Raw genomic sequence first — 19,845 nt, 5'->3', positions numbered from 1 at the left:
GAGTGTCCGCTACACTGTCATCAGTGTTTCGGGGTGTGGCGCAGCTTGGCAGCGCGCTTCGTTCGGGACGAAGAGGTCGTGGGTTCAAATCCCGCCACCCCGACCACAGCGACACTGTCGCATAAGCAGAGGTCAAAGAGGGTGGCCCCAGGAGATCCGGATTCCTGGGGCCACCTTCTTTGCTGTGTGTCCGTGCGTCACACGTGCGTCAAAGGTCTCTGGTCGCATCCCTGGGACACTTCGCACCGTGGCCCCTTGAGGCATGGACTGCACCAGCATGCTGACTACCGCGGACTGCCCGTCCCATGCCTCGCAGGGACGTCTGCCTGCCGAACGTAGACGGGCAGCGGTAGCCGCCCACGGCGGCGCTCCCCGGACGGGCACCCCACCCCACAATCCCTCCTGTACGATTTTGAAAAGTGAATGAAATCAGCGCCGCGCGTTAGTAAAGTCGCAGGTCGTCTAGTGTGCTCCCCGCGCACGCGGGGATGATCCGCCGCGGTTCCGCGGCCAGGATGACGGACTGTGATGCTCCCCGCGCACGCGGGGATGATCCGAGATCATCGCTCGGCTCTGGCAGGGGGTTCCGGTGCTCCCCGCGCATGCGGGGATGATCCCCACTTGTCGGCGCTTCTGGTTGACGAGCTCACCGAGGCGCTGCGCCGCACTCCGGCTGCGGTGGTGGTCGCCACGCACGATCGGATGATGCTCTCCGACTGTGCGTCCTGGCCGTCCGTGGACCTTACAGGGTCTCGGGTCTCTGGTCGGTGAGTGTGCCGCTCCTCGCCCTGTCCACTGGGGTGCGGAGCGGCACACCGAGAAAACACGTCGGAGCCCGCTTCCGTGGGCGTGCCGCGTTCGGGGTTTTCTGGTTCAGCGGGGAACTGCTCGTGTGAAGCGGGGGCGCTTCTGCACGGAGCGCAGTTTGATGAGAGGAACAGCGCCGGTCGGGTGCTGCTGTGGTCCGACCGGCGCTGTTGCCGAGGCTGAGTCACGGAGCGTGTGGGGGCCGCTCCGGGACCTGGGGCTGCTGTCGGCTGGCTGTTATCCCGCGGAGGTGCCCGCTGTCAGCCGCTGCTGTGTGCCGCTGGAACGGCGGAGGATGAAGTGGTCGAGCGCCCAGGCTCCGGGTCCGAGGATGGCGATGAGGAAGAAAGCCCAGCAGTACATGGCGGCGAGTTCTCCCCCGTTGTTGAGGGGCAGGAGCGCGTGGGGCTGGTGCACGACGAAGTAGGCGTACGCCATGGAGCCGGAGGCGAGGACGGCGCTGGACCGGGTGAACAGGCCGAGGAGGACGAGGGCGCCGCAGACGAGCTGGATGAGGGCGGCCCACCATCCCGGCCAGGAGGCGAATTCCACGGCCTGCCCGGTGCCTTGGTTGCCGCCGAGTACGCCGAACAGGGAGGCCACTCCGTGGCAGAGGAACATCAGGCCTACGACTATGCGGAATAGAGCGAGGACTGGTCCGTGGTATCGGTCCAGGTTCATTGGTCACCTCAATACATGAATGGGGGAGGAAGGGAGGAGAGTGACCACGGGAATGCCACGTTTGCCGCAGCGTGGATGTGACACCGGCGGGCCCCGGCGGTGCACGGCGCTGCGGTGTGGACGTGTCCGTGGCACCGGAGAGACCACGACTGTGGGAGACACTCCGTGGTCATTCCGGTCGGGGCACCGCCACGCTGCGGTGCGTCCGGAACTGCGGAGCAGCCACGATGGTGTTTAAACCGCCCAGAGAGCACAACCCCGGCTCGGAGTTACGGTTTGACCACTTAATGTGATCAAGGTGGTGCGAGCGAGGGCACGGCTCTTGTTGAGGACATGACTGCTCCTCCGCACGAGTGGGGCACCCGGGGTGGCGGCCGAGTGGCCGAGTCGCCTTTGGGGCAGCAGGAGGCATTCCCACGACAAGGGGTGGGTCGCGTGGAATGCGACTCAAGGTCGGGTGTGCCCGCTATGCGGTTACATCAAATAGTGACTACTTGCTAGGCAAATGTCAACGCAGAGTAAAAGGGGATGGCAGAATCGCGTCCTCTCATTTTTTGGCCGGATAATTTTCCGGGTTTGAGGACTTCAGAAACGCGGTGCTCCTGCGCTGTCCCGAGGAGGCTTCCGACGTCCCGAGAGCGCTTTCTCGGGGCGCGGTTTTGGAAGAAACCGCACGTCACTGGGCATTTTTTCGAGGATGGTCCGGGCTGAACCAGCTCTTAAAGTTACTTTCTCGTCAAGTTTCTCTGTCGGATTCTCCTGTTCGCGGAAGCCTCTCGGACCGGATTTTTCTGACCGAATTGAAAGGTCGGACTACTTGGCGCTGTCTGCGTGTAGGCGGGAGCGCATGTCTGGCGTGGACGGCTTTTTCGCGCTGGTTTGAGTTGGCCGGCGTCTGCTGGCCGCTGGGTCAGCATGGCGCGGGATCGGGCCGGGTGGGCTGCTGTTTTCCTTGCGAGGAGGCCGACGGGACCGGGCCGTGCAGGTTCCGTGCCTGTGGGCAGGGTGCTCGTCATGCCTCTTGCGGGGCGGCCGCTGGTCCGATTTCGGTGCGGGGTGGTCGGGTGTCGGAGCCGGGAATGACGTGGTTCGTCGGCGGGAAACATGCACAGAGTTTTATCCACAGGCTGTGGATAACGTAGCGGCTCCCTCATGCTCGCCCGGCACATCGAGCGCAACGAATGCACCTAAAACTCACCGTTTGTCCCTTTTTTCGGGGCGCAAGGGCAACTTTTCTGATCCCCCAACCGCAGCCCGGGTTGTGGAAAACCGCTGTGAATTACCGTGACCCACACGGCATTAAATAGTGATCCACTTCACATAAAAACAGCAGGGAGAAAACCGAGGACTTCTCTCCAGCACACCTGGCAACCGGTGTGGGGTATCCCTCGAGGGCGCTCCTCGCACCGGCACGCTCCTCCCGGGCTCCGTCCAGCCGCGTGTCCGCCGCGCTGCGGACACGCGGGGTGTTCCACCGGGAAGTCCACCAGGGCAGATGGGGCGGCAGCCTTCATCGCCACGACAGGAAGCGCCGCTGTGCGCTGGCGTCACGGGAATCCCGGTGCCGCCCTCACCACAAGCAGCGGTACTACTCCTTCCCGAAGTCTTCACGGGAGAGTCCGGACCGCCGCATCGCATCTTCCAGTTCCGCGCCCAGGGTGGGGCGGGGTTGCGGCAGCTTCGGAGCCTGCACATCGGGCTCCGGGAGTGTCTGCTCGGTGCCGCGGGTCTTCGGCCGGTTCTCCTCGGGAGTGGTCACAGTCGTTCCCTTTCTGCTCTCTGCAGACCTGTCCCACCCCCGGCTACCCCAGGTATGCCGGAACACACGTGGCAGACGGCACTGCCTGCCCACGTCGTGGGCGAGGGGTCAGCCGCCTTGCGCCATCCGCCGGTTGAACACCTGTTCTTGGGCGATGCGGCGCAGCGCGGTGATGACGACGTCGCCAAGCACTGTGCCCAGCACTGCTTTTTCGACGACGTCGGCCACATCGGTGTGGCCGGAGATCAGGTCGATGTCGACCTCGGCGATCGCTTCAGCGAGTTCGGCGTAGCGGCCTACGCACTCGAAGAAGCCGCGCTGATTCAGCAGGCTCATCCGAGCCAAGGCTTCTACGAGCGCGGTGAAACCGGGGTGGTCTTCGGGGACTGTCCAGCCGCGGGCGGCGAACACTGATTCCACGTAGCGTCGGGCTTCTTCCCGGGGCTCGTCGCTGCGCTCCCCGGTGAGGACAGGCAGTCCGCGGTGGGCGAGGGCGACGGCGTGGTGCACCGAAGGCTGGGATGCGTCGATTTCGGCGAGGACTTCGCGGACTGTGGGCACGGGGAGTCCACCGACGTCGATGAGGCTGCGGATCAGTCGGAGGCGTCTCAGATGCTCTTCGGAGTATCTGACCTGGTTGGCGGCGATGCGTTCGCCTTCGGGAAGCATCTTTTCTCGCAGGTAGTACTTGATCGTCGGCACGGACACGCCGCTTCGCCGACTCAGTTCGCCGATGCGCACCCTGTCTCCTTTGCTCTTGCGTCCCCAGCAGTCAATAGATAGCTTTGTTATCGATAATTCAATTATCGATAATTCTTCTATCTAAGTTGTGGTGTTTCGGCCCCCTCAGCCGTTCCAGGAGCAAGGACCGACGATGACTCTCTCTTCCGCTACGGCACCGCCCCGCAGCCCGCGCCGGCTTCCGGGTGTCCGCTGGAACCGCACCTCCCTGGTCGTGGCAATCACCGCCTTCGCCTGCGTCCTCGTTGCTGCGATCTTTGTGCCCCCCTACCTGTCCCTCGACCCCGGCTCCAGCAGGGTCGCACTCCGCCCGGATTCGGCCCTGCACTTTCCCGCCGTCGCCATCCACGCCGCCACCGGTGGGATCGCGCTGCTCACCGGCCCACTCCAGTTCAGCCGGCGACTGCGCCGCCGCGGAGTCTGGCACCGCTGGATCGGCCGGGTCTACCTGTTCGCCGGAGTGCTGCCCTCGGCGCTCAGCGGTATCGTCGCCGCCCTGCTGACCTCCAGCGGCCCTGTGGCGATGGCCGCGTTCCTCTCCCTCGACATCCTGTGGATCATCACGGGCCTCGCCGCCTACCGGACCGCCCGCGCCGGCCGCTATGCCGCACACCGGGAGTGGATGCTGCGCAACTTCTCCCTGACGTTCGCCGCAGTCACCCTGCGCATCTGGCTCAGTGCACTGGTCGCCATCCAACTTCCCTGGCTCGACTCCCTCTACGGAGGCGACTTCGACCAGCTCTTCGCCACCGCCTACGCCGTCAGCCACTGGACGTCGTGGCTACCCAACCTGCTGCTCGTCGAGGTCTACCTGGCCCGGCAGGCTGCCCGACAAGCCCGGGAAGCCCTCGCCACGGCGCTCCAGACGACCGCCGCGGCAGCCGACAACACGGAAACGTCCCCGACCCCCGCATAGACGACATGTGGGCGGTGCCTGGCAACACCGCCCACACGCATCGACTACACCAGGCCTGCGCGGCGCAGCGCTTCCGCCATCGCCCCCATGGGCTGCTGCTCGCCGCGGCCGCCGCGCTGCCGCCGCTGGTCCCCGCGCCGCGGCGCACCCCGCTCCCGGCGCTCCCCGCCGGAGCGGTTGTTCTCCCCACTGCGCTGGTCCACTTCATCGTCCAAGCGGAGAGTCAGCGAGATCCGCTTGCGACGCACATCCACGTCCAGCACTTTGACGCGCACGATGTCGCCGGGCTTGACCACGTCCCGCGGGTCTTTGACGAAACTCTTCGACATCGCTGAGACGTGCACCAGGCCGTCGTGGTGCACTCCCACGTCCACGAACGCGCCGAACGCCGCCACGTTGGTGACCACGCCCTCCAGCACCATGCCCGGTTTCAGGTCGGTGATGTCCTCCACCCCGTCCCGGAATGCTGCGGTCTGGAACTCGGGGCGCGGGTCCCGGCCCGGTTTCTCCAACTCCGCGAGGATGTCGGTCACCGTGGGCAGACCGAACCGCTCGTCCACGAAGTCGTCGGGGCGTAGCGAGCGCAGCGTGTCCGTGTCGCCGATGAGCGCCCGGATATCCCGGCCGGTCGCCTCGAGGATGCGCCGCACCACCGGATACGCCTCCGGGTGGACGCTTGAAGAGTCCAACGGGTCGTCCCCGTCAGGAATCCGCAGGAAACCCGCGCACTGTTCGAACGCTTTCGGTCCCAACCGCGGCACTTCCCGCAGTTGGGCACGGGTACGGAACGGCCCGTTGGCGTCACGGTAGGCGACGATGTTCTGGGCCAGGCTCGCCGTGATACCGGAAACGCGGCTGAGCAGCGGTACCGACGCGGTGTTCACGTCCACGCCGACCGCGTTCACGCAGTCTTCCACGACCGCGTCCAAGGAGCGGGACAGTTTCACCTCGGACACGTCGTGCTGGTATTGGCCGACCCCGATTGACTTGGGGTCGATTTTGACCAGCTCGGCGAGCGGGTCCTGGAGTCGTCGTGCAATAGAGACAGCGCCGCGCAGCGACACGTCCAAGTCAGGAAGCTCCTGGGAAGCGTAGGCGGACGCCGAATACACCGACGCCCCGGCCTCCGACACCATCACCTTGGTGAGCTTCAGCTCCGGGTGGCGTTTGATCAGGTCAGCGGCGAGACGGTCGGTTTCGCGGGACGCGGTTCCGTTACCGATCGCGACCAGTTCCACCCGGTGCTTCTGGGCGAGCGCCGCCAGGACGGCGATGGACTCGTCCCAGCGCTTCTGCGGTTCGTGCGGGTAGATCGTCGCGGTGTCCACCACTTTGCCGGTGCCGTCCACGACAGCGACCTTCACCCCGGTGCGCAGGCCCGGGTCGAGACCGATGGTGGGCCGGGTGCCGGCGGGCGCGGCCAGCAGCAGGTCGCGCAGGTTGGCGGCGAACACCCGGACTGCTTCGTCTTCGGCTTCCTGCCAGAGGCGGGAGCGCAGGTCGATGTCGAGACGGACGAGGATGCGGGTGCGCCACGCCCAGCGGACCGTGTCCAACAGCCAGCGGTCCCCGGGACGGCCCTGGTCGGCGATACCGAAGTGCTGGGCGATGCGGACCTCGTAGCTGCTGCGGGCTCTCGGGTCTTCTGCCGGTTCTTCCGGTTCCAGGGTGAGGTCGAGGACTTCTTCCTTCTCACCGCGGAACAGAGCCAGGACCCGGTGGGAGGGCAGGGTGGTGAACGCTTCGGCGAAGTCGAAGTAGTCGGCGAACTTCACGCCGACTTCTTCCTTGCCTTCCCGCACCCGCGAGACGAGACGGCCCCGCTGCCACATGCGTTCCCGCAGTTCACCGATGAGGTCGGCGTCTTCGGTGAACCGTTCCACCAGGATGGCGCGGGCGCCTTCCAGTGCGGCAGCCGTGTCCGCGACCCCCTTGTCCGCATCAACGTAGGCGGCGGCCTGGTCGTGCGGGTCGCGGGAGGGGTCGTTGAGCAGCGCGTCCGCCAAGGGCTCCAGTCCGGCTTCGCGCGCGATCTGCGCCTTGGTGCGGCGCTTCGGCTTGTAGGGGAGGTAGATGTCTTCCAGGCGTGCCTTGGAGTCGGCGGCCATGATCGCGGCTTCGAGTTCGGGCGTGAGTTTGCCCTGCGCCTTGATCGACTCCAGGATGACGGTGCGGCGTTCCTCCAGTTCCCGCAGGTAGCGCAGCCGCTCTTCGATCGCCCGCAACTGGGCGTCGTCGAGCATCTCCGTGACTTCTTTGCGGTAGCGGGCGATGAACGGCACGGTTGCGCCGTCGTCAAGCAGTTCGACTGCGGCCCGTACCTGCCGTTCGCGTACCCCGAGCTCCTCGGCGATCCGCTGGTGAATGGACGTCGTCACAATCTGATCCGCTTTCTCCCTGAGGGTGGGACAGGAGCATTGTGCCGCCTGTCCATGCCCGCCGCGGCCGGGGTGGTGTGAAGGTCGAGTGGGCTGGTCGGCGCGCAGACGGGCACACCCCCGTGCCAGGACACGGCACGGGGGTGGATCAGAAGATACCTGTTGGTGTTCAGTTGACGCTTTGCGTGCGACTCTTTTTGATCATGATGAGTCCGGAGATGATCCGGTAGAGGCCGTAGACGGCCGGCCCCCAGGCGACGACGTAGATGCCGCCGGAGAACGACTGCAGGGCGTTCACGTAGGTGATCAGGGTGATGAGAACGCCGGCCAGCAGCCAGAGCGCGCCGAAGATGACCGCCCGTTCACCCCGGACCTTCAAGTCATGCCGCAGGGCCTCGGGGCGCGGAACGTACGGGGGCGGCTCAGCGGAAGGGGAAAGTGCAGCGTCCGTGTGCTCTGCGTTGGGCACGGGTTCTGGCTGGGGGCGGTTTGAGGAGTGCGGCTCGGGGGTGTGCTGTTCAGCCATGGGTGTGGTGCCGGTGGTGGTTCAGCGGATAGGGCGGTTGCGGGAGCGCACTTCGTGGATGATGCGGTCCATGAAGCTGTCGCGGCCGTCGGTGAGGATGAGGGGCACGTCGAACGACGTGGTGTCTCCCAGCCACACCTTGTAACCGAGGATCTTGCCTTTGGTTCCGGTGGCGCGGTTGCCGTAGATGGTGGTCAGGTGGCTGATTTCCTCCCACGCCGCAGGCTGCAGCCGTTTTCCTGCCGCGTAGATGATTCCGCCTTCGTACAGGTAGTGCGAGCGGGGGGCGACGATGAGGCCGCGCAGCCCGGCGGCAGCGGCCCAGACAGCCACGAAGAGGAAGAACAGGGCGAAGAACCGCAGTACAGAGCGGAGCAGGGAGAACGAGAAGGGGTCGTCCTCTGGGGCAAGGTAGGCCACGAGGACCATGAGCAGCAGTGAGCCGACCGCGATCGCACAGCCGCCAAGCGCTTTTTCTGCCCGGGTACCGTCGGAGCGCATGTCGATGAGGGCACCGAAACCGCGTTGGGCTGCGAGCTGGGTGACGGGCTCCGGAATGTTTCCTGAAGTGCTGCCCTGGCCGTCGGAGGGCTGGGGTGAAGGGCTCTCAGAAGGAAAGGGTCCGTTGGTCATGGGGATGCCTTTAGTGCTTGTCTGTCAGACAGCGCTCTGTGGCCTATCCGGGGTCTTCCGGATCAGGAACCGCGCGTTCCACTGCCCGGCTTGGTAGCGCCGGGCAGGACCTGAGGGCTGGTCCAGGTAGAGATCGGGCTCACCGTGAAAGCCGCAATGGTTCACGGTGAGCCTTAGGCAGCATCTCTCGCCGGACAGCCATCGGCTGCGGCTGGGTAAATAACCCTATACCCGAGTTTTCTCATAAATCCCGCACCATAGGGAACGTTGCTTTTCTGTGACACAAATTCCTTCCTGGAGCAATATCTATGCGACTGAGGAAATGGTCCTCTTCGCCGTTCTTTCCCCGGATCTGACATTCTGCGACGCGCGATCCCTCCTGCACACACCGTCACAGACAAGCCGTTGGCCGACGCGCAGAAAAGCGCGTTGACCAGCGGATACATCATGGAGTCCTGCTGCTTGCCCGACAGCAACAGAGAAGGGAAAACCTGAATTTCCTTCATTTTTCTCACCGCACATCCCGGAGGACTATGCGGCGTTCTGATAGCCGAGAAGAAAGAGGGAGCAGCGAGGCGAATGTGATGGGATCATCGGAACACAGTTGTTATTCATGAACACCAGAAATCGAATGGCGTTCAACCGTTGCCCCGCACCAAAAACGCGGCACTCCGCATAAGGCTTCAACCGGTGCCCCGGTAGTTCATGCGCGCCGTCCCCTGAACCAGCCGTGCCCCTGACGGCAGCGGCCTCCAGCAGGCCCCTGCCGCTCCTCCGGCACCCGCCCGCCCCAGTGTCCCTGTCCCCTGCGACAGCACCGTCCACCCGCCACGTGTTGCCGCGATCCCCACCGAAGGGAAGCTTGACCAGGCATGCTGAGTTATGCCACGTGGGACCCTATCCGGGGGTTCTGGGGCGTCGGAGGAGGTGGGATGGTGACCGCAGGGGATGGCGACGGCTGGGTGATCCTGGCCGACGGTTCACGGCGGTGGGGACTGTACGGGGCTTCCGGACTGCTGTTGTACAGCGTGGACGAGTCCGGAACCGGCCACGTGCTGCTGCAGCACCGTGCCCCATGGACTCACCAGGGCGGCACCTGGGGGCTGCCCGGCGGTGCCCGCAACAGCGGCGAGTCCTCTGTTTCCGCTGCGATCCGCGAATTCGTCGAAGAGGTGGACGGCGACCTGGGCACGCTGTCTCTGCTCGGCATCCACCGGCAAGACCACCAGGTCTGGGTGTTCGACACCGTGCTGGCCAGTGTGCCGGAACGGCGGCCGTTCACTCCCGGCAACCCGGAGAGCGAGAGCATCCGCTGGATTCCGGTCCCCGACGTGCCGTCGATGCCGCTGCTGCCCGCGTTCGGGAAGGTCTGGCCGGAGGTGGCGGCCGCGCTCTCTGAACAGCTCCTGCTGATCGTGGACACCACGGTGGTGCCGCAGTCCATCACCCCCGGCGCACTGTGCCACCGGTTGACTGAGCTGGCGCAGGTCGGAGTTACGGACGACATGCTTCCCCCCGATGTGCCCCTCACCCCGCTGCACCGGCGTTTTCCCAGCGTGCTGCTCCTCGTGGACGCCCACAGCCGAGCCGCCCTGCCTGCCCCCGTCCACGGGGTCGACGTAGTCCAGGTGTCGGACGGCAGTGCCGCCGCAATAGCGCAGCTCGTCTCCGAGCGCCTGCCGCAGACCCGCATCGTCGTCGCCACCGACCATCCGGACACGCGGGCACAGGCCGCGGCCCTAGGCGTCCACACGGCCCCCGTGTCGTGGGCGTACGAGCTTGCCCAGCGGGAAGAGTCCAGCCCGGTCGAACGCGGCTCCTCAGTAACGTAGAGTCCCTTCGCTGACTGTGACCGCTGTTCCCCCGATGAGGACCCGGTCGGGGGCATCGGCGGGAAGCTCCACGACCAGGCGGCCGCCCCGGGCTGAGCACTGCACGGCGTCCAGCCGGGTGCGGCCCAGCCGCTGGGCCCAGTACGGGCCGAGCGCGGTGTGGGCGCTCCCCGTCACCGGGTCTTCCGGAATCCCGATCGCGGGAGCGAAGAGCCGGGACACGAAATCGTAGGGCTGCCCGGGGTCGGCGGGCGCGGTGACGGTCACCCCGCGCACCGTGCACCGGGCGACCTCGGCCAGGTCGGGGGCAAGGGCGCGCACGGTCGCTTCGTCCGGATAGACCACGAAATAGTCGTTGACGTCGCTGAACCCCGCCCACACCGGTTCGCCGCCGAGCGCGGCCACAAGCCCGTCAGGAACGTCCTTCGCGTACGGCGGGTTGGCAGGGAAGTCGAGCCACAGCAGGCCGTCGCGCGCGGTGACGGTGAGCACCCCGCTGCGGCTGGCGAATCGGAACGGCCCTTCGGCCCCGCCTGCTGCGAGCACGTGGGCGGCGGCGAGGGTGGCGTGCCCGCACAGGTCCACTTCAGTGGTCGGGGTGAACCAGCGCAGTTCGTAGTCGGCGTCCGCCCCGGCAAGGGGCCGGACGAACGCGGTTTCGGACAGGTTGAATTCGGCAGCCACCCGCTGGGCCCAGGCGTCGTCGTAAGGGCTGTCGAGGACGAGCACGGCCGCGGGGTTGCCGTGGAACGGCTGGTCGGTGAAAGCGTCCACCACGTGGAAACGGTTCATGCGCCTTAAGCGTAGGAGTACGGCAGGACAGTGGACGAGACTCCCGCGGCACCGGTTTTCCGGGCACTTTCTGCCCGGCTGGTTCGTTGAGTAAGCGGAACCGGGTGGGGCTCGGGGATTCCCCTTTTCCCTGCTGGCGCAGCGTCAGGGAGAAGTCAGGGTCGATTCCCGATGGAGCTCGGGCCTGTTGTGGGGCATGGTGGAAACGAGAACAGCCGGGCCGTACCGTCCGGAACGTTCACTAACGGACTTGGAGCAGATATGACGCTGGAGCGCGGAAACGCTTTCACCCCCGTCGCCTCGGCGACACTGATCTGGCCCTGGCGCAGCTCCGTGGTCGCGGGCGGCGTGGCCGGAGTGCTCGCCTTGCTGACCAGTTTGAACGAGGGCGTGCTCAGCGCGTTGGGGAGCGGCATCGGGTCCGCGGCTTTCTTCTTCGCGCTGGTGGGCGGTGCGGTCGGAGCTCTGGGCAGCAAGGGGGACCGGCGGGCACGCCGCTACGCGGCCCAGTACCCGTGGCGGTTCGCCATGGTTCCTGCCCTGATCGGTGGCGCCGGCGCAGCCGTAGGCACTCTGCTGAGCAGCGGATTGATTCTGGGCATCTTGGGTGGCGCTGCGACCGCAGCGGTGCTCTGGGTCATCTTGGGGATCATCACCATGGTGGCGGGCAACAAGAAGTAGGCTGCTGCACAGTCCTTGACATATCGCAACGGTTGACTGAACCGCGACAAACTTCACCGCTCCGGGGAAGCACACCACCCCGGAGCGGTTTTTGGCCGCTGCCCAACAGGGAACGGAGCTGGGTCCATGGCGTCTGACGCACGGGGGCGCGCCGGGGGAGACGCCCGGAAGAAGATGATCGAACGGGTCCGCGGGCTGCTGCGCATGGCAGAGGACCCTTCGGTCACCGACGCGGAAAGCCAAGCGTTCACCGCGAAAGCCGCTGAGCTGATGACCCGCCACGCGATTGCGGAGGCGGAGGCGCGGGCGCAGCGCGGTGAGGGTGTTGAGGAGATCAGCAGGCTGGACTTCCCGGTTTCCGGTGTCGGCGGGCACGGCAAAGCCCGGGTGAAGGCGCTGGCAGCGATCGCGGCCGCGTACGGATGCCAGTCGGCGGTGCGCGGCAACACGTCAGCGAACACCGACCGCACGCTGATCATCATCGGAACAGTGAGTGCGTTGGATTCGCTGCGAGTGCTGCTGCCGTCGATCACCATGCAGATGGAGTCGTCGGCGCGGTTCGCGGCGCGGGAGCATGTGGCGAACCTGCGGGAGCTGCGCAACTACGACCGTTCCACTCTGGCCACGGAACGCAACCGCTTCTACCGGTCGTTCATCCGCGCCTACGGGACTGCGGTAGCGGAGCGTATCCGGGAGTTTCGGGCCCGGCTCGCCGAGGATGCCCAGGTGGGGAGTGGTGCGGGCGCGGCGGAGGACACGCCGAGCACGGGTGCGGAGCTGGTGTTGCGTACGGATGTGGACCGGGTGCGGGAGGAATTTGCCCGTCGTTTCCCGAAACTGCGGCCGACCCGGCCCGAGCGCACCTATCATCGGGCTGGGTACCGGGCAGGCTATCTGCGGGGCCGTAACGCACAGTTGGGTTTGGAGACCGCGGTAGGCAAAGGCGGCACCCACTCGTTGCCGGGGCAGGCGGCCGCGAACTAAAGCGGAGCGCGAGGCGGTTCCGCCGCGGTCCCCGGGTTTCCGCAGACCGGAAACGGCCATCCCCCACCCCTCAAAAGCTGTGGATAAACCTGTGGAAATCTGTGGATAACTTGGCCTGCCTGGACATGGTCAGTGGTGGCAGCCCCCAATTCCGGGAAAGTGGGGCCTTGACACCACGGCCGCTGCAGAGGGGGAGAGGATGCCCGGAACCGCGCTGCTCCACCAGTTCCGCCACCAGCGGATCGCGCTGCTCACCACGTATCTCAACAACGGCAAAACCCCCGTGCACACCCCGGTGAGCATCGCACTCGACGGTGACCGACTGCTGTTCCGGGTCGGCAAAGACTCCAGCACAGCCGCACGAATGACCGAGAATCCCCTCGTTGACCTGCGCACATGCACGTTCCGCGGGGAACCCACCGGTGCTCCGGTCCGCGGCCGGGTCCGACCACTCAGCGGTGAGGAAGCCCACCGCGCCGCGCGACTGCTGGCGCGCGGCCACCTGATCACCCGGCGGTGGATGCTGCCGCTGTCCTATCGGATGCTGCGCTACGAGCCCGTCCACTACGAGCTGCTCCCGGTCGGGGACGACGCTGGGGACAACCCTGTGGAAAAGGTGGCGGGCTAGCCCGACCTGCTGGCCCGCCACCCGCGTCTGCCCCCGGGTTTCGGACAGGGTGTCCCCACACTGGAGGCACCCTGTCCCCGCAGGAACGCGGACTACTTGATCAGACCCAGAGCGCGGACGGCTTCCCGCTCCTCCTCCAGCTCGCGCACCGACGCGTCGATCCGCTCGCGGGAGAACTCGTTGATCTCCAAGCCCTGGACGATCTCCCAGGAGCCGTTCCGGGACACCACGGGGAACGACGACACCAGGCCCTCCGGCACGCCGTAGGAGCCGTCGGACGGCAGCGCCACCGACGTCCAGTCGCCCTCCGGGGTACCGTTCACCCAGTCGTAGACGTGGTCGATCGCAGCGTTCGCCGCGGACGCAGCCGAGGAAGCGCCGCGGGCCTCGATGATCGCCGCACCACGCTTGGCCACGGTCGGGATGAACGTGTCGCGCAGCCACTCCTCGTCGTTGACGGCCTCCACCGCGCTGCGGCCGTTGACCTCGGCGTGGAAGATGTCCGGGTACTGGGTCGCGGAGTGGTTACCCCAGATCGTCAGCTTCTTGATGTCGCTCACCGACACGTTCAGCTTGGCGGCGAGCTGGGACAGCGCCCGGTTGTGGTCGAGCCGGGTCATCGCGGTGAACCGGTCCGCCGGGATGTCCGGGGCGTGCGCCTGCGCAATCAGCGCGTTCGTGTTCGCGGGGTTGCCCACGACGAGGACGCGCACGTCGTCAGCGGCACCGTCGTTGATGGCCGCACCCTGGGGACCGAAGATGCCGCCGTTGGCTTCCAGCAGGTCGCGGCGCTCCATCCCCTTCGTGCGCGGCCGGGCGCCGACCAGCAGGGCCACGTTCACGCCGTCGAACGCCTTGCGGGGGTCGTCGTAGATGTCGACCCCGGCGAGCAGCGGGAACGCGCAGTCGTCAAGCTCCATCGCGGTACCCTCGGCCGCCTTGATCGCCTGCGGGATCTCCAGCAGGCGGAGCCGAACGGGCGTGTCTACGCCGAGGAGCTGGCCCGAGGCGATCCGGAACAGCAGTGCGTAGCCGATCTGTCCGGCAGCGCCGGTGACGGTGACGTTGACTGGAGCCTTGGCCATGCTTGTCACTCCTGGTCCACTCGGAGGTTGTGCGGGAAGAGCGCTCGAGCCGGTCGCTTCGAACGCCACAACCCCGCCCGAAACGTGTGTTGCGACCAGTCTTCCAATGAGACGTTCCGAAGCGTGGACCACCCCCGGTTTGCGTTCCTGTGTCGTCTCAACCAGAACCGCGCACCGGGGTGGCTTCCGGATCGGACTGCGAACCGGTCTTCAGCTCTTTTCGCACGTCAACCGAGCACCAACGGTCCAATCAAGTGCTGGCGTCTTGGAGTCACCGGTCGGTGAGCTCGGTGAGGAAAGCACGCCACTCGGCCAGTGGGAAGGTGAGATACCCCAACTCGCGGTGCGCAGAATCCCGCACCGCAACAAACTCGGAAGTAACAGCGACTTCCACGCACTCTTGCGCGGTGACGCTGTAGCTGGACTTGCGGAAGGCAAGAGGTGCGGGATCGGGCGTGTGCACAGTTGTCCTATTCGGCGAGTTGGGCGAGGCGGGCGACAGTTGCTTCATGAGACAACGCTGTGGTGTGCAGGTGAGTGAAAAGGTCCTGGTATTCCGTAATCTCAGCGGTGTCCTCCAAGTAGTGGCCGCCAGCCCGGGTTTCCAGGTAGACGACGGGCCGGTCTGCCGGATCAGGGAATTCTAGGAGGACAAACGGTCCACTGACCCCCGCGTGCAAGCCAGCGGTGAAAGGCAGCAGTTGCAGGGTGACGTTGGCGTCGTTTGCGCGGTTGATGAGGTGGTGAATCTGCGCGCGCATGACGTCGGGACGATCGGGAGCCGCGGGACGGATGAGGGCAGCCTCGTCGATGACCGCGTGGAAGCGCGGCGGATTCTTCCTTGCAAAGAGTTGTTGACGCCGTACTCGGGAAGCGGCAATCCGCTCTACGTCCTCTGGCGGGTAGCGCATTGCTTGCGCGAGAGCAACGGCGTAGTCGAAAGTCTGGAGGAGACCAGGGATCGCGCCCAGTTGGTAGGTGGCAATGGAGGAGGCTTCAGCCTCCATTCCGACATAGTCGCCGAGCAGGCCACCGTAGGAGGCCCACCAGCCTTTAGTGCGGGATTGCCGGGTGAGGTCGAGGAGCGCTGCGCGCTGGTCAGGATCGTCGACCCCGTAGACGTTGAGTAGCAGTTCGACGTCGGTGACATAGGGACGGAGCCGTTTGCCGGTCTCGATGTTGGCGATTTTGGCTCTGCTCCACTCCAGTTTCTCCGCCACCTGCTCCAGGGTGAGCCCTCGGGCAAGGCGCAGCCGTCTCAACTCTTCTGATAGGCGACGCCGCCGGATCGTGGGGCTGTAGTCACCACTGGGTTCTCGCATGCATGCATGGTAGGCCTCGCGTAGTTTGAGGATCAATTCCTGATTCACAGTCCACGAATCTCATATTCATCTTTTATTTGTAAGATCAAAAAACTGTAAATCTCATTTTTAAATGAAAGACGAGAACTCTGATCGAAGTCCGCACACCTTCCTTGAGGGAGCGTGCGATGCGGCTTACTCTCGTCTTGTTTCCGCTGGTGACAGCGGTAACGATGTTTCTGATCCGGCCCCTTGTCTTTTGCCGCCTATCAGCAAAACTCAGCCACCCCTTCTCCCGTTATTGAAGAGTCTCCGGAAGTCCAGGAATCGCGCTCTCAGCCTGCCGTGCCGCTACCTTGCTCAAGAGCAGGCATCTCGTCCGTGTGCGCGGTGGCAGCTCCACTGTGGGCGCTAGGTTATGGCCCGGCCCAGGTCGTGATGCTCACTTGCCCGCCACCGACTCCTCCCTGACCTTGTCGTAGTTACACGGGAGGAGCGCTCGATTAGGTCGCGCCGAATCAAACGGCACCGCGCACCGGGGTGATTTTTGAGCTGGCCTGCGAACCGGTCTTCAGCTCTTTTCGCACGTCAACCGAGCACCAACGGTCCAATCAAGTGCTGGCGTCTTGGAGTCACCGGTCGGTGAGCTCGGTGAGGAAAGCACGCCACTCGGCCAGTGGGAAGGTGAGATACCCCAACTCGCGGTGCGCAGAATCCCGCACCGCAACAAACTCGGAAGTAACAGCGACTTCTACACAGTTCTGCGTGATCGACCCGCTGTAGCTGGACTTGCGGAAGGGTAGCCAGGGTGTCTCAGTCATGGCGTTTCTCGTTCAGGGACAGCCGGAGGGTGTGGATCAGGTCCCGTGAGTCTTCGGGGGACAGTGCCTGGTCCCGCAGGTACTCGTAGATGCGCTGGTAGCGGTCGATTTCCTCAGGTTTGTCCAGGTAGATCTCTTCTGCCAGAGCTTCGAGGTAGACCACCGGCTGATTGGGCAGGGGAAAGTCCAGGATGACGAACTGCCCGGTCATCGCAGCGTGCGGTCCTCTGCTAAGCGGGAGGATACGGATGTCGGTGTGCGGGCGGTGACTGGCCTCCCACAGGTGGTCGAGCTGCCCGGCGAGCTCGGGGGTAATCCGAAGCAGGACAGATTCGTCGATGACGGTGTGGAAATCGGGCGGGCTGCTCTGGTTAAGGATCTGCTGTCGCAGCATGCGCGCCTGGACTCTCCGGTCGAGGCTGGCTGAGGAACCGATTTGTTCGCTATCGCGCATGAGCGCACGGGCATAGTCCTCGGTCTGCAGCAGTCCTGGGATGGCCGCTGATTCGAAGGTGCGGATCCGCGATGCCTCCGCTTCCAAACCGACGAATTCGCCCGTGCCAAGCACGTCGCTGTAGGAGGCCCACCAGCCCTTCTGCATGGCCTCCCGGACAAGCGTGAGATAGGTGGCGCGTTCGTCCGGGGCGGTGATCCCGTAGATGTCGAGCAGCACGGTGATGTCCTCGGCGCGCACCCGCTTCCAGACGCCGCTTTCCAACCGGTTCAGCTTGGACTCGGACCAGCCGCGCTCCCGCCCGGACCGCTCCTTGGCTTTCTCAGCCACCCACTTGGCCGTAAGCCCTCGCTTCTCGCGTGCTTCACGCAGCAGCGAGGAGAGGTGTCGGCGGCGAAGAGTGGGACTGATAGCCACGTCCGGTGTGCTCCTCGTGTCACAGCGAATCTGCTGATCAGATCCTAAGACGCCCCTCAGAGAACCAGACATTTCACTCAACTCCCAACATTTTTCTAAGTAGACATGTAGAAACAATTTCTGAGTGCAAAGATGAATCTTGCAAGTTATATTGGATGCAATGAGTCAGAGCAGAGGCTGCCAGTCCACCCCCTGTTCGAGAGGAGCGCGCTATGCGACTTGTTCGCGTCTTGCTTCCGCTGGTCACAGCGTTACCGCTGTTCGTGGCCCGGTCCTGGCCTTTTGCCAACCGCCGAGAAACCTCAGCCGCCTCTTCCCCCGCCGCTGAAGAGTCACCAGAAGTCCGGGAACCGCGCCCCCAGCCTGCTGTGCCGTTGCCCGCGGCAACCCTGACCTACGAACAGGCAACGGATTTCGTCCGTGTTGCGCGGCGGCATGCTCCGCTGTGGGCGCTAGGTTATGACCCGACCCAGGTCGTGATGTTCACTGCCCGCCACCGGCTCCTGCCTGACCTTGTCGTGGGGGCCAGCGACCTGGAAGCCCTGGACTTTACGCTGATCGAGTTCAGCCCGCCTGACTATGCCCGCGCCTATCTCTCCCGCGTCGAAAAGGCCTGCGCCTCGGCTGAGGAGGACACGTAATGGTCGAGCTGACGCCTGAGGAAGCCCAGATCCTCCGTGGCCTCGCCGAGGATCTGTTCTCAGCCAGCCAGCAGCGCACCTATTGGCTCGACCGGACCCGCCGCACCAGTCTGGATCTGCTGGCACGCATCACAAGCTGGCTCGACGACGCCTGCCCGGGCCGTCACCCCGTCCACCAAAGCACCTGTCTACGGCCCCAAGGCCACGACGGCGACTGCACTGACGCCTACGACCGCACCTGGACCGCTCCCGTCGTGCCCGCACCCCGCAGAGAAAGAGAAGACGAGTAGCGGCCGCCCTGTTCCCGCACTCCCCTGCTGGCCCGCCACGGCACCGAACAGCAGGGGACATCCCCCGTTGATCTCCTCCCGCGCCGGGTCTCTCTTCACCTCACCGCTGTCAGCCCTGCCCTGCGCTCTGCCCTCGCGGCAGCCCTGCTCCGTACTGTCGAGCCTTAGGCCAAGCGGAGCGGCATCACCAGGTAGCGGAAGTCCGGTTTTCCGCCTTCCTTCGCCGGGGTTCCAGTGATCACCGCCGGTCTGGTGGGGGCGACGAACCTGAGGAAGGCGCGCTCCGTCTCCACGTTGGTGAGCCCGTCGAGGAAGTACTGCGGGTTGAACGCGATACGCATCGGTTCGCCTTCGAAATTCACCTCCAAGGCTTCCAATGCTTGGGCGTCGTCACCGGAGCCTGCCTCCAGCACCACCTCAGAGGAGGTGAACGACAGCCGCACCGGGGTGCTGCGGTCCGCGACCAGCGCTACTCGTTTCACCGCTTCGGCCAGGGGTGCGACCGGAACGTCGGCTTGGGCGGCGAACTCGGTGGGGAACCGCGACTCGTAGGAGACGAAGTCGCTGTCGATCAGCCGCGTGGTGGTGCGTTTGCCGTCATGCTCGAAGCCGATCATGCCTTCGCCTGCGCCTCGGCTGTCGCTGGTGGACAGGGCGATGTCGACGTTGCCGCCCGTCAGGGACCGGCTGAAGTCGCCGAGGGTGCGGGCCGGGACCAGGGCGGATGTGTCAATGTCGACCTCTTCCGGTTTCCACCACATTTCCCGCACGGCAATGCGGTAGCGGTCGGTGGCGGCGAGCAGGATCGTGTCGCCTCGGAAGGTGAGGTGCACGCCGGTGAGCATGGGCAGCGTGTCGTCGCGGCTGGTCGACGGGAGCACCTGGCGTACCGCGGTGGCGAACACGTCCGCGGGAGCCGAGCCGATCGTGCGGGGCATGGCCGGCAGGGTCGGATAGTCCTCCAGCGGCAGAGTGAGCAGCGTGAACCGGGCATTGCCGCAGGTGAGAAGGGCTCGGGAGCCTTCCACGTGGAATTCCACGGGATGCGGGGGCAGGGTGCGGACGATTTCGGCGAGCAGACGGCCGGGGACGAGAACGCTGCCGGCTTCCTCAGCGTGGACGTCCACGGACGCTTGAGCGGAAACCTCGTAGTCGAACCCGGACAGCCGCAGGGTGTCGGAGGCGGTGTCGGCGACCTCCAGGCGCATTCCCGCGAGCACGGGAACAGCGGGGCGTGCGGGTAGTGCCCGTGCTGTCCAGGTGACAGCGTCCGCGAAGGCGTCGCGGTCTACTCGGAATTTCACTGGGGCCTCCCTGTACCGTCCGGCATTCCAGAGTCGGGTTGGGGAGGACCCTACCTGGCGGATATGACAAAACCCGAGAAGTTGTCCCCAGCCTGTGGACAAACTTGTGCCAGCATTTCCGCTGCTCACTGGGTGTCGCCGTGGAGCAGCACGGTGGCGGGATCAGGGCAGCAC

The 19,845-nt window shown here is 65.4% G+C and carries 20 protein-coding genes and 1 tRNA gene; 8 read left to right on the top strand and 13 right to left on the bottom strand.

Annotation, left to right across the window (positions count from 1 at the left end):
• Positions 1–29: 29 nt before the first annotated feature.
• Positions 30–106, top strand: a tRNA-Pro gene (locus TF1_RS09945).
• A 938-nt stretch (positions 107–1,044) separates the two neighbouring features.
• Here the strand turns inward: TF1_RS09945 and TF1_RS09940 are convergent.
• The 3 genes from TF1_RS09940 to TF1_RS09935 form a co-directional block, all read right to left on the bottom strand.
• Positions 1,045–1,488: a DoxX family protein gene (locus TF1_RS09940; protein WP_061783836.1), complete on the bottom strand. Its 444-nt coding sequence runs from the start codon at positions 1,486–1,488 to the stop codon at positions 1,045–1,047.
• A 1,588-nt stretch (positions 1,489–3,076) separates the two neighbouring features.
• A complete protein-coding gene (locus tag TF1_RS16155) occupies positions 3,077–3,247 on the bottom strand; it encodes a hypothetical protein (RefSeq protein ID WP_016188005.1) in 171 nt (56 codons plus the stop codon).
• A 108-nt stretch (positions 3,248–3,355) separates the two neighbouring features.
• Positions 3,356–3,988, bottom strand: a complete 633-nt coding sequence (locus TF1_RS09935) for a MerR family transcriptional regulator (protein WP_011290549.1) — start codon at positions 3,986–3,988, stop codon at positions 3,356–3,358.
• 133 nt (positions 3,989–4,121) lie between these two features.
• On the opposite strand from TF1_RS09935, the gene TF1_RS09930 reads away from it, so the two are divergent.
• Positions 4,122–4,904 carry a DUF2306 domain-containing protein gene (locus tag TF1_RS09930; RefSeq protein ID WP_011290548.1) on the top strand — a complete coding sequence of 261 codons (783 nt, stop codon included), beginning with the start codon at positions 4,122–4,124 and terminating at the stop codon, positions 4,902–4,904.
• Positions 4,905–4,948: 44 nt separating this feature from the next.
• Here TF1_RS09930 and TF1_RS09925 read toward each other — a convergent pair whose 3' ends face one another.
• The 3 genes from TF1_RS09925 to TF1_RS09915 form a co-directional block, all read right to left on the bottom strand.
• Positions 4,949–7,282 (bottom strand): Tex family protein, encoded by a 2,334-nt coding sequence (locus tag TF1_RS09925; protein ID WP_016188003.1) that lies wholly within the window; start codon positions 7,280–7,282, stop codon positions 4,949–4,951.
• Positions 7,283–7,451: 169 nt separating this feature from the next.
• Positions 7,452–7,808, bottom strand: coding sequence for a hypothetical protein (locus TF1_RS09920; RefSeq protein ID WP_011290546.1), 357 nt, complete (start codon positions 7,806–7,808; stop codon positions 7,452–7,454).
• A 21-nt stretch (positions 7,809–7,829) separates the two neighbouring features.
• Complete coding sequence (locus tag TF1_RS09915; protein WP_011290545.1) at positions 7,830–8,441, bottom strand: hypothetical protein; 612 nt, start codon at positions 8,439–8,441, stop codon at positions 7,830–7,832.
• A 932-nt stretch (positions 8,442–9,373) separates the two neighbouring features.
• Between TF1_RS09915 and TF1_RS09910 the strand changes: the two genes are divergently transcribed.
• The gene (locus tag TF1_RS09910; RefSeq protein WP_011290544.1) at positions 9,374–10,273 is read left to right on the top strand and encodes an NUDIX domain-containing protein; all 900 of its coding nucleotides are present in this window, start codon (positions 9,374–9,376) and stop codon (positions 10,271–10,273) included.
• On the opposite strand, the gene TF1_RS09905 is transcribed toward TF1_RS09910, so the two are convergent.
• Positions 10,262–11,065 (bottom strand): PhzF family phenazine biosynthesis protein, encoded by an 804-nt coding sequence (locus TF1_RS09905; protein ID WP_011290543.1) that lies wholly within the window; start codon positions 11,063–11,065, stop codon positions 10,262–10,264. The genes TF1_RS09910 and TF1_RS09905 overlap by 12 nt on opposite strands.
• A gap of 261 nt (positions 11,066–11,326) precedes the next feature.
• Here TF1_RS09905 and TF1_RS09900 point away from each other — a divergent pair, with 261 nt between their 5' ends.
• The 3 genes from TF1_RS09900 (at position 11,327) to TF1_RS09890 (ending at position 13,358) form a co-directional block, all read left to right on the top strand.
• Positions 11,327–11,746 (top strand): hypothetical protein, encoded by a 420-nt coding sequence (locus TF1_RS09900; protein WP_016188002.1) that lies wholly within the window; start codon positions 11,327–11,329, stop codon positions 11,744–11,746.
• 174 nt (positions 11,747–11,920) lie between these two features.
• Positions 11,921–12,730 (top strand): DUF2786 domain-containing protein, encoded by an 810-nt coding sequence (locus TF1_RS09895; protein WP_016188001.1) that lies wholly within the window; start codon positions 11,921–11,923, stop codon positions 12,728–12,730.
• A 199-nt stretch (positions 12,731–12,929) separates the two neighbouring features.
• Positions 12,930–13,358 carry a PPOX class F420-dependent oxidoreductase gene (locus tag TF1_RS09890; protein WP_011290540.1) on the top strand — a complete coding sequence of 143 codons (429 nt, stop codon included), beginning with the start codon at positions 12,930–12,932 and terminating at the stop codon, positions 13,356–13,358.
• A 92-nt stretch (positions 13,359–13,450) separates the two neighbouring features.
• On the opposite strand, the gene TF1_RS09885 is transcribed toward TF1_RS09890, so the two are convergent.
• The 5 genes from TF1_RS09885 to TF1_RS09865 all read right to left on the bottom strand — a co-directional run bounded on the left by TF1_RS09885 (position 13,451) and on the right by TF1_RS09865 (position 17,436).
• The gene (locus TF1_RS09885) at positions 13,451–14,443 is read right to left on the bottom strand and encodes a malate dehydrogenase (protein WP_011290539.1); all 993 of its coding nucleotides are present in this window, start codon (positions 14,441–14,443) and stop codon (positions 13,451–13,453) included.
• Positions 14,444–14,714: 271 nt separating this feature from the next.
• Positions 14,715–14,906: a DUF397 domain-containing protein gene (locus tag TF1_RS09880; protein WP_011290538.1), complete on the bottom strand. Its 192-nt coding sequence runs from the start codon at positions 14,904–14,906 to the stop codon at positions 14,715–14,717.
• Positions 14,907–14,913: 7 nt separating this feature from the next.
• The gene (locus TF1_RS09875) at positions 14,914–15,813 is read right to left on the bottom strand and encodes a helix-turn-helix domain-containing protein (protein WP_255266165.1); all 900 of its coding nucleotides are present in this window, start codon (positions 15,811–15,813) and stop codon (positions 14,914–14,916) included.
• Between the two features lie 563 nt (positions 15,814–16,376).
• Positions 16,377–16,565, bottom strand: coding sequence for a DUF397 domain-containing protein (locus tag TF1_RS09870; protein ID WP_041427538.1), 189 nt, complete (start codon positions 16,563–16,565; stop codon positions 16,377–16,379).
• Positions 16,558–17,436 carry a helix-turn-helix domain-containing protein gene (locus tag TF1_RS09865; protein WP_340147991.1) on the bottom strand — a complete coding sequence of 293 codons (879 nt, stop codon included), beginning with the start codon at positions 17,434–17,436 and terminating at the stop codon, positions 16,558–16,560. The genes TF1_RS09870 and TF1_RS09865 overlap by 8 nt, the downstream gene beginning before the upstream one ends.
• A gap of 212 nt (positions 17,437–17,648) precedes the next feature.
• On the opposite strand from TF1_RS09865, the gene TF1_RS09860 reads away from it, so the two are divergent.
• Both TF1_RS09860 and TF1_RS09855 read left to right on the top strand, forming a co-directional pair.
• On the top strand, positions 17,649–18,077 hold the full coding sequence (locus TF1_RS09860) for a hypothetical protein (protein WP_011290535.1): 429 nt from the start codon (positions 17,649–17,651) through the stop codon (positions 18,075–18,077).
• On the top strand, positions 18,077–18,367 hold the full coding sequence (locus tag TF1_RS09855; RefSeq protein ID WP_011290534.1) for a hypothetical protein: 291 nt from the start codon (positions 18,077–18,079) through the stop codon (positions 18,365–18,367). The genes TF1_RS09860 and TF1_RS09855 overlap by 1 nt, the downstream gene beginning before the upstream one ends.
• Positions 18,368–18,531: 164 nt before the next feature.
• On the opposite strand, the gene dnaN is transcribed toward TF1_RS09855, so the two are convergent.
• Positions 18,532–19,671, bottom strand: coding sequence for a DNA polymerase III subunit beta (gene dnaN, locus TF1_RS09850; protein WP_011290533.1), 1,140 nt, complete (start codon positions 19,669–19,671; stop codon positions 18,532–18,534).
• Between the last annotated feature and the right edge of the window lie 174 nt (positions 19,672–19,845).

It is taken from the genome of Thermobifida fusca NBRC 14071 = JCM 3263, from assembly GCF_001592045.1.
Classification (GTDB): Bacteria; Actinomycetota; Actinomycetes; order Streptosporangiales; family Streptosporangiaceae; genus Thermobifida; species Thermobifida fusca.
This window is presented reverse-complemented; position numbering and strand designations above follow the sequence as displayed.